This is a genomic window from Bacillus sp. MYb56 (assembly GCF_002976445.1).
Lineage (GTDB): Bacteria > Bacillota > Bacilli > Bacillales > Bacillaceae_G > Bacillus_A > Bacillus_A mycoides.
In genome coordinates this window covers 1-6,936 of sequence record NZ_PCOH01000083.1, presented here as the reverse complement: position 1 = coordinate 6,936, position 6,936 = coordinate 1, and the positions used below count along the sequence as shown (strand labels likewise).

The following is a 6,936-nucleotide window of genomic DNA, read 5'->3' as shown; positions in this document are numbered from 1 at the left end:
TCAAACTCTCCAATAAAGTTAGTTTGTCTAGCATCTAAAAATAAAAATTGACGTTCACGTTGTTTGTTTCGTTCAGTTTTCAAAGAACTTGTTTGCCGCTCATTTGCGACTCCCTTATGTTAACATTTTCATATTTCAATGTCAACCAAGTTTTTTTATTTCTTTTGTCGCTTTCTGCGTTGTTGCTATCGGCGACTTGTCCTATATTACACCTCAATACTCTAATCGTCAACACCTTTTTATAAAGAAATTTAATTTAGTACCTTTGCACTCTTTTAACTCTAGATAAGGACCTACAAAGATCTCATTAAAATAGAAACCATCGTCTACTTTTCTTTACCAATCTATCCTTCTAAATACTATTCAATTTAGGCACTTCTCTATTTCAAAGGACTCGCTTCCCCCATCTTACCGAACTCATACAATTGATTCTTTTCAGCTAAACTAGCAACCTTATTTTAACAATTAATAGTATATAATTAGAAAGTTGCTTTATTTTTTATTACCGCTCCCTATCCCCCTTTGTTTATCAAGTTGTAATATCAATAACATTCTATTAGAAACAGGTGACGATATGAAAGATATACGTATTCTTATAGCAGATGACGATAAAGAAATTCGAGACTTATTAAAAAGATATTTAGAACGAGAATTATATATGGTAGATACTGCAATTAATGGAGAAGAAGCGTTGTGCTTATTTAACCAAAATAACTACAACCTCGTTATATTAGATCTTATGATGCCGAAAGTAGATGGTATCGAAGTGTGTAGAAAACTTAGAGATACAACCAACATTCCTATATTAATGCTAACTGCTAAAGATCACGAAGTTGATAAAATTTTGGACTTAAGCATAGGTGCTGATGATTATATTACGAAACCTTTCAGTATTCACGAAGTGGTTGCAAGAGTAAAAGCTCTTATGCGACGTTTTTTAGTTCTTGGAAGTAACACTAACGTACAAGAGAAAACAACTTTAACATTTAAAGGACTAACTATCGATTTTAAAAAATACACAGTCCATACGAACGGAAAAGAAATCAACTTAACTGGAAAAGAACTTGAACTATTAAAATTCTTCGCTTCAAACCCAGAGCAAGTATTTACGAAAACACAACTCTTTCGGAATGTATGGGACGATAATTATATAGAAGATGATAATACAGTTATGGTGCATATTAGAAAGCTTAGAAAGAAAATAGAAATTGATTCTTCCAATCCAAAATTCATTCAGACTGTATGGGGAATCGGTTATAAGTTTGTAGGTGAAAAGGTTGAAAAATGATAAGGTCCTCTTTCTTATTTCATTACAACTTATCATTTGCGGACTTTTAAATATAGATATGGGATACCATGTAAAAATATCTTTATTTATTGCTCTTATCATAATCACAATATATCTTTTCTTTTCAAGAGTTCACTTTATTCAAAGCAACGAATCGATGGTTACTAAATTAAGCCGTGCACTTAAAGGGAATTTACAAACGAGGCTATTCACAAATAACGACCGTTCACTAAATAGTATCGTGTTTTCAATAAACGACTTAATAACTGCATTAGAAAAGGGCCAGATCGAAGCAAGGAAATCCCAAGAAGCTAGAAAACAACTTTTATCTAATATCTCACATGATATCCGGACACCACTTACTTCTATTATTGGATATATTGATGCTTTAAAAGATGATGTCGCTGCTTCTGAAGTAGAAAAGCAAGAATATCTTGAAATACTTTATAAGAAATCGAATGACTTAAAACATCTGGTCGATGAAATCTTTAATATGGCCAAGCTAGATGCTGATGAATTTCCATTAAAAGAAGAAGAACTCGATTTTTCTGAGGTTACTAGAGAAGTATTAATCGAATTTTTACCCGAGCTATCAAAACATAACATTGAACTACAAGTTCTCATACCAGAATCTACTTCCCCTATTATTGCAGATCACCTTAGCCTTATACGAATTATAGGTAATCTAATAAAAAACGCTATCCATCACGGAAAAGCTGGGAAAATAGTAGGAGTCGAACTACTAGAAACCAATACAGAATATGAGATTCTTATTTGGGACAAGGGACCCGGTATTCCAAAACATGATTTACAAAACGTATTTAAGCGGATGTACCGCAGCGAACAATCAAGAAATCCTTCTTACGGTGGTAGTGGCCTCGGACTTTCTATTTCTAAAGCCCTCGTTGAAAAAAATGGTGGGCGTATATGGGTTGACAGTATTCCTTGGGAACGAACTACTTTTGGTTTTTCCGTCCCAAAACACACTACTTTTAAGAAATAGTTAAGAAATGATTAATATGCAGTTAAACCTTCCTTTTTATTATGTAATTAAGAACTTATAGAAAGTAGGTGCCCCCTATAAATACAATTATAAAAACGACAAACCTTACTAAAGTTTATAGGAACCAAAAGTCAGTAGATAATCTAAATATAAATGTACAGCAAGGAGAGATTTATGGATTCATAGGGCGTAACGGTGCTGGTAAAACAACTACAATCCGTATGCTGCTTAGTCTTATAAAACCTACAAGTGGAAATGTAGAAATATTCGGTGAGGATTTACTTCGGAATCCAAAAGACATTTTAAGAAGAATCGGTTCTATCGTTGAAGTCCCTGGATTTTATGAAAACTTAACTGCAAGAGAGAACTTATTAATTAATGCAAAGATAATTGGTGTTCACAAAAGGAATGCAATTGAAGAAGCATTAGAAATTGTAGGCTTGCAGCACGAAACAAAAAAATTAGTAGGAAAATACTCTTTAGGAATGAAGCAACGCTTAGGAATCGCACGTGCTCTTCTCCATTATCCTGAACTACTCATACTAGATGAACCAACTAACGGACTAGATCCAATCGGTATTAAAGAAATGCGAAAACTCATTAAATCTTTAGCTCAAGAAAGAAATATAACGATACTCATTTCTAGTCATATATTAGCTGAGGTGGAACAACTAGTCGATCGTATGGGAATTATTCATGAAGGAAGGTTATTAGAAGAAGTTTCTCTTGATACACTGCGTAAAGCCAATCGTAAGTACATAGAATTCCAAGTAAATAATGATAATAAAGCTGCGATGCTATTAGAAAATCATTTTCAAATTTTTGATTATGAGGTACATGATGAAGGAAATATTCGCGTTTATTCTCACTTTGGACAGCAGGGACACATCAACAGAACATTAGTTCGTAACGATATTGAAGTATTAAAAATTGTGATGAGCGAAGATAGACTAGAAGATTATTTCACCAAACTAGTTGGGGGTGGCACAATTGGTTAATCTGCTTTATACAGAACTATTAAAATTGAAACGATCCAATATGTTTTTGATTAGTATTATCGGAGCAGGTGTCGCGCCATTTTTAGTGGTTGTAGCTTCTTATATACACATGAAGACAAAGCAACCTACTCCAACTATTTTATTTGGTCAACTATTCACTGAAGTTAACCTATACACTACTTTAATTATAGGATTCCCCTTATATGGAGTTGTGATCGCTTATCTATTTACCCGTGAATACACGGAAGATACATTAAAAAATTTGCTAACTATCCCAGTATCACGTATTAGCTTTATTATAAGTAAGTTTATCCTTCTATTCCTTTGGATCATGATGCTAACTTTAGTTGCTTGGACGCTAACTTTATTATTAGGGCTAATAGGTAGCTTCCCTGGGTTTAGTATCACCTTACTTTTAGGCTCTCTCATAAAATTTTTAATATGTGGTGGACTTCTCTTTCTTTTGTCTTCACCTATTGTACTACTAACTCTTGTAATGAAGACCTATGTACCGCCTATTATATTAACAATCATTATTACAATGACTAACCTTATGATCGTAAATTCAAAACATAAAGACCTATTCCCATGGACCGCTACTCTAGATATAGCAAATAACGAATTACAACCGACTTATCCATCAGAGTATTCTTATATCATCATTGCAGTAACAGCGATTTTCGGATTTATTACAACACTATTCTATTTTAAAAGGGTGGATATTCATTAATTTATAGGAGTGAAACTATGAGCGATCTTATCATTGCCTTCATACTTGGTATTGTAGAAGGGTTAGCTGAATTTTTACCCATCTCTTCTACTGGCCATCTTATATTAGTCGGACATTTATTAGGTTTTGAAGGAGAAAGGGCAAAAACGTTTGAAATTGTCATACAGTTAGGGGCAATTTTAGCTATCGCGATTTTATATCATAAACGCCTTGTTTCTTTATGTAATATTAAACCCCTTCTACGGAAAGAGAAAAAATTCAATGCATTACATGTTTTTCTCGGTGTATTCCCAGCAGTAGTTGTTGGCCTATTATTACATGATGTTATTAAAACATACTTATTTCAGCCGTATACTGTCGTAATCGGACTTGTAGCAGGAGCAATTCTTATGATTTTTGCAGAAGCAAAAAAAGCAGAGGCAACCGCCTTTTCACTAGATGATTTAACATACCGTCAAGCATTAACAATTGGATTATTTCAATGCTTAGCAGTATATCCGGGCTTCTCAAGGGCTGGCTCTACTATTTCTGGAGGTCTATTAGCGAAAGTAAATTATAAGGCTGCATCTGAGTTCTCTTTTCTCATTGCCATTCCTGTAATGGCCGGAGCTACAGGGTTAGACTTATTAAAAAGTTGGAAGTATTTAAGTGTAGATGATATTCCTATGTTTGCGGTAGGATTCATTACCTCCTTTCTTGTAGCAATGCTAGCGGTAGTAACTTTCCTGAAACTTTTAGAAAAGATAGGTTTAAAACCTTTTGCATATTATCGTATTTTGTTAGCTATCTTATTTACACTTTTCGTATTGTTATAGCTTCATATAAGCCACATATTATTAAACCGATATTCAAGGAATATCGGTTTTTATCTATTTCACCTCTAGTATTACTCACTTCAATATGGCATAGTGGGTAATAGATCAACATTAATAATCAGAAAATTCTTCACTATCAATCGACACTTCATTAAAATATGTAACGTTAAAAGCTATATTTGAAATCCGAACCTAGTAATAGCATTTCTTCTTTAAACACATATAATGAATTAAAAATAAACACCTCAATTGATTGAATATCCCCATTACACCATTATAGAACAAACGTTCCATTCCACTACTTCCTTGTATTTAAGTAATCGTACTATATTTCACTTGCACTTATCTTCTCTACGAAAGACTCCCAATTATAAGATTTAAGGAGGTTTCATCCTATGTCTATATACACAATTAGAAAAGCAGATCGAATTGCTAACAAATCATTTAGTTTCATTTAATAGTATTAACAGCACCATCGGCGAAGTCGGTATTATAGATGAACTATATGGTATTTTAAAAAGCTTCCCTTATTTTCAAGAATATCCTGAGCATGTATGGATTCAATATGTCCCTCATGATCCAATAGGGAGGAAAAATGCATTTGCGTTTGTAAAAGAGAAACATGATTCAACTTCTACTATTATCTATCCTTCTCATTTAGATACGGTTGGCATTGAAGACTTCGGATCGTTAAAAGAACATGCTTTCTCTCCTGAAACACTCGAACAATATTTTCAAACCGATGCAAAACCTGGAGAGTGGCTGTTCGGCCGTGGTTCTCTTGATATGAAAAGCGGCGCTGCCATTCATCTAGCCAATATACTATACTTCTCAGAACATGTGCATTTATTTGAAGAAAATTTACTTCTCTTATTCGATGAAGAAGGGGAACATCGTGGAATTATCTCTGCCTTAACCGAACTCGAAAGACTGAAGCAAGAAAAACAATTACAGTATCGTTTGGCTATTAACAATGATTTTATAACACCTTTATATGATGGAGATACTTAGCGTTACATTTATACAGGAACTTCAGGTAAACTTCTTCCTTGTTTCTATATTTACGGAAGAGAAGTACATGTAGGTGATACATTGTCTGGCATTGATCCTAATTTTATTGCAGCCCAAATCACAAATAGACTACATAACAACTATATCCATTACCATACGAAACAATCCAGAAATTAAACATCCCATCTATTTATATGGGCGTCTACGGGAAAGATGGCCATAAATGGACAGAACGTGTTTACAAACCCTATTCATTCAGCGTATTATCTTTATTAATCCGTAATACAACAATACAAATTTTAAATGACTACAAAGCTATTACAAATAAGCAAATTGTCCAGGGTTTATAAAGAAAATCAACTTTAGCTAAAGTGAGGTAAAAGTACAAATGAATCCATTAGCACAAACATATTGGGATACTTATTGGGGAAACAATGAAAAACCAGAATCTGTTACAGCTTGGCAATTTGGTGATTCTCCTGATTATCTCGCTAAACTAGTCATTGATGGTGTAAAAACCGCAACATGCTCCGGCCATATTTTTTATGAATTAGAAAACGAACCGCTACCAACAACCAATGATTATAGTATTGTACTCAATAGTCAAGATGAACCTGTAGCTATCATTAAAACAATAGAAGTAACTGTAACACCAATGAATGAAGTAACTGAAGAATTTGCTATAGCTGAGGGTGAAGGCGATCTTACTTATAATTACTGGAGAGACACCCATATACAGTTCTTTACAAAGGAACTAAGCGAACTTGGTCTTAGTTTTTCTGAAGATATGCTGCTCGTTTGCGAACGTTTTAAGCTTATCGATGTAAAAAACAAAGTGAAGCTATGATAAATAACGATTTTACCGGAAGTCCATACTAGATAAATACATTTATCTTTAAACAAATAAGCTTGTTATCAATGGATTTCTTGAGCCATTAATAACAAGCTTATTTCATTAAACACAAAAAAGACGAGTCATTCTGACTCGTCTTAAAGTTGCTTGGCGACGTCCTACTCTCACAGGGACAAGGTCCCAACTACCATCGGCGCTAGAGAGCTTAACTTCCGTGTTCGGTATGGGAACGGGTGTG

6 protein-coding genes, 1 rRNA gene and 1 pseudogene are annotated in these 6,936 nt (G+C 33.9%); 7 read left to right on the top strand and 1 reads right to left on the bottom strand.

Annotation, left to right across the window (positions count from 1 at the left end):
• The first annotated feature begins 574 nt into the window (after nucleotides 1–574).
• The 7 genes and pseudogenes from CQ058_RS30490 to CQ058_RS30460 all read left to right on the top strand — a co-directional run bounded on the left by CQ058_RS30490 (nucleotide 575) and on the right by CQ058_RS30460 (nucleotide 6,692).
• Nucleotides 575–1,288, top strand: a complete 714-nt coding sequence (locus CQ058_RS30490; protein WP_002191763.1) for a response regulator transcription factor — start codon at nucleotides 575–577, stop codon at nucleotides 1,286–1,288.
• A complete protein-coding gene (locus CQ058_RS30485; RefSeq protein WP_002167061.1) occupies nucleotides 1,278–2,291 on the top strand; it encodes a sensor histidine kinase in 1,014 nt (337 codons plus the stop codon). Before CQ058_RS30490 ends, CQ058_RS30485 begins: the two co-directional genes overlap by 11 nt.
• A 68-nt stretch (nucleotides 2,292–2,359) precedes the next feature.
• A complete protein-coding gene (locus CQ058_RS30480; RefSeq protein ID WP_002191762.1) occupies nucleotides 2,360–3,289 on the top strand; it encodes an ABC transporter ATP-binding protein in 930 nt (309 codons plus the stop codon).
• Entirely contained in the window at nucleotides 3,282–4,019 is a 738-nt protein-coding gene (locus CQ058_RS30475; RefSeq protein WP_002124852.1) for an ABC transporter permease, read from the top strand. Before CQ058_RS30480 ends, CQ058_RS30475 begins: the two co-directional genes overlap by 8 nt.
• A gap of 17 nt (nucleotides 4,020–4,036) precedes the next feature.
• Complete coding sequence (gene uppP, locus CQ058_RS30470) at nucleotides 4,037–4,834, top strand: undecaprenyl-diphosphate phosphatase UppP (protein ID WP_002191761.1); 798 nt, start codon at nucleotides 4,037–4,039, stop codon at nucleotides 4,832–4,834.
• Nucleotides 4,835–5,224: 390 nt separating this feature from the next.
• Nucleotides 5,225–5,986: pseudogene (locus CQ058_RS30465) on the top strand (peptidase M20); the annotation flags it as partial.
• Nucleotides 5,987–6,233: 247 nt separating this feature from the next.
• A complete protein-coding gene (locus CQ058_RS30460; protein WP_002191759.1) occupies nucleotides 6,234–6,692 on the top strand; it encodes an ASCH domain-containing protein in 459 nt (152 codons plus the stop codon).
• Nucleotides 6,693–6,843: 151 nt separating this feature from the next.
• Here the strand turns inward: CQ058_RS30460 and rrf are convergent.
• A 5S ribosomal RNA gene (gene rrf / locus CQ058_RS30455) occupies nucleotides 6,844–6,936 on the bottom strand; the annotation flags it as partial.

Excerpts from the sequence above, each read along its gene's own strand:
- uppP (WP_002191761.1), top strand. The coding sequence starts at position 4,037 with ATGAGCGATCTTATCATTGCCTTCATACTTGGTATTGTAGAAGGGTTA.
- CQ058_RS30460 (WP_002191759.1), top strand. The coding sequence starts at position 6,234 with ATGAATCCATTAGCACAAACATATTGGGATACTTATTGGGGAAACAAT.
- CQ058_RS30490 (WP_002191763.1), top strand. The coding sequence starts at position 575 with ATGAAAGATATACGTATTCTTATAGCAGATGACGATAAAGAAATTCGA.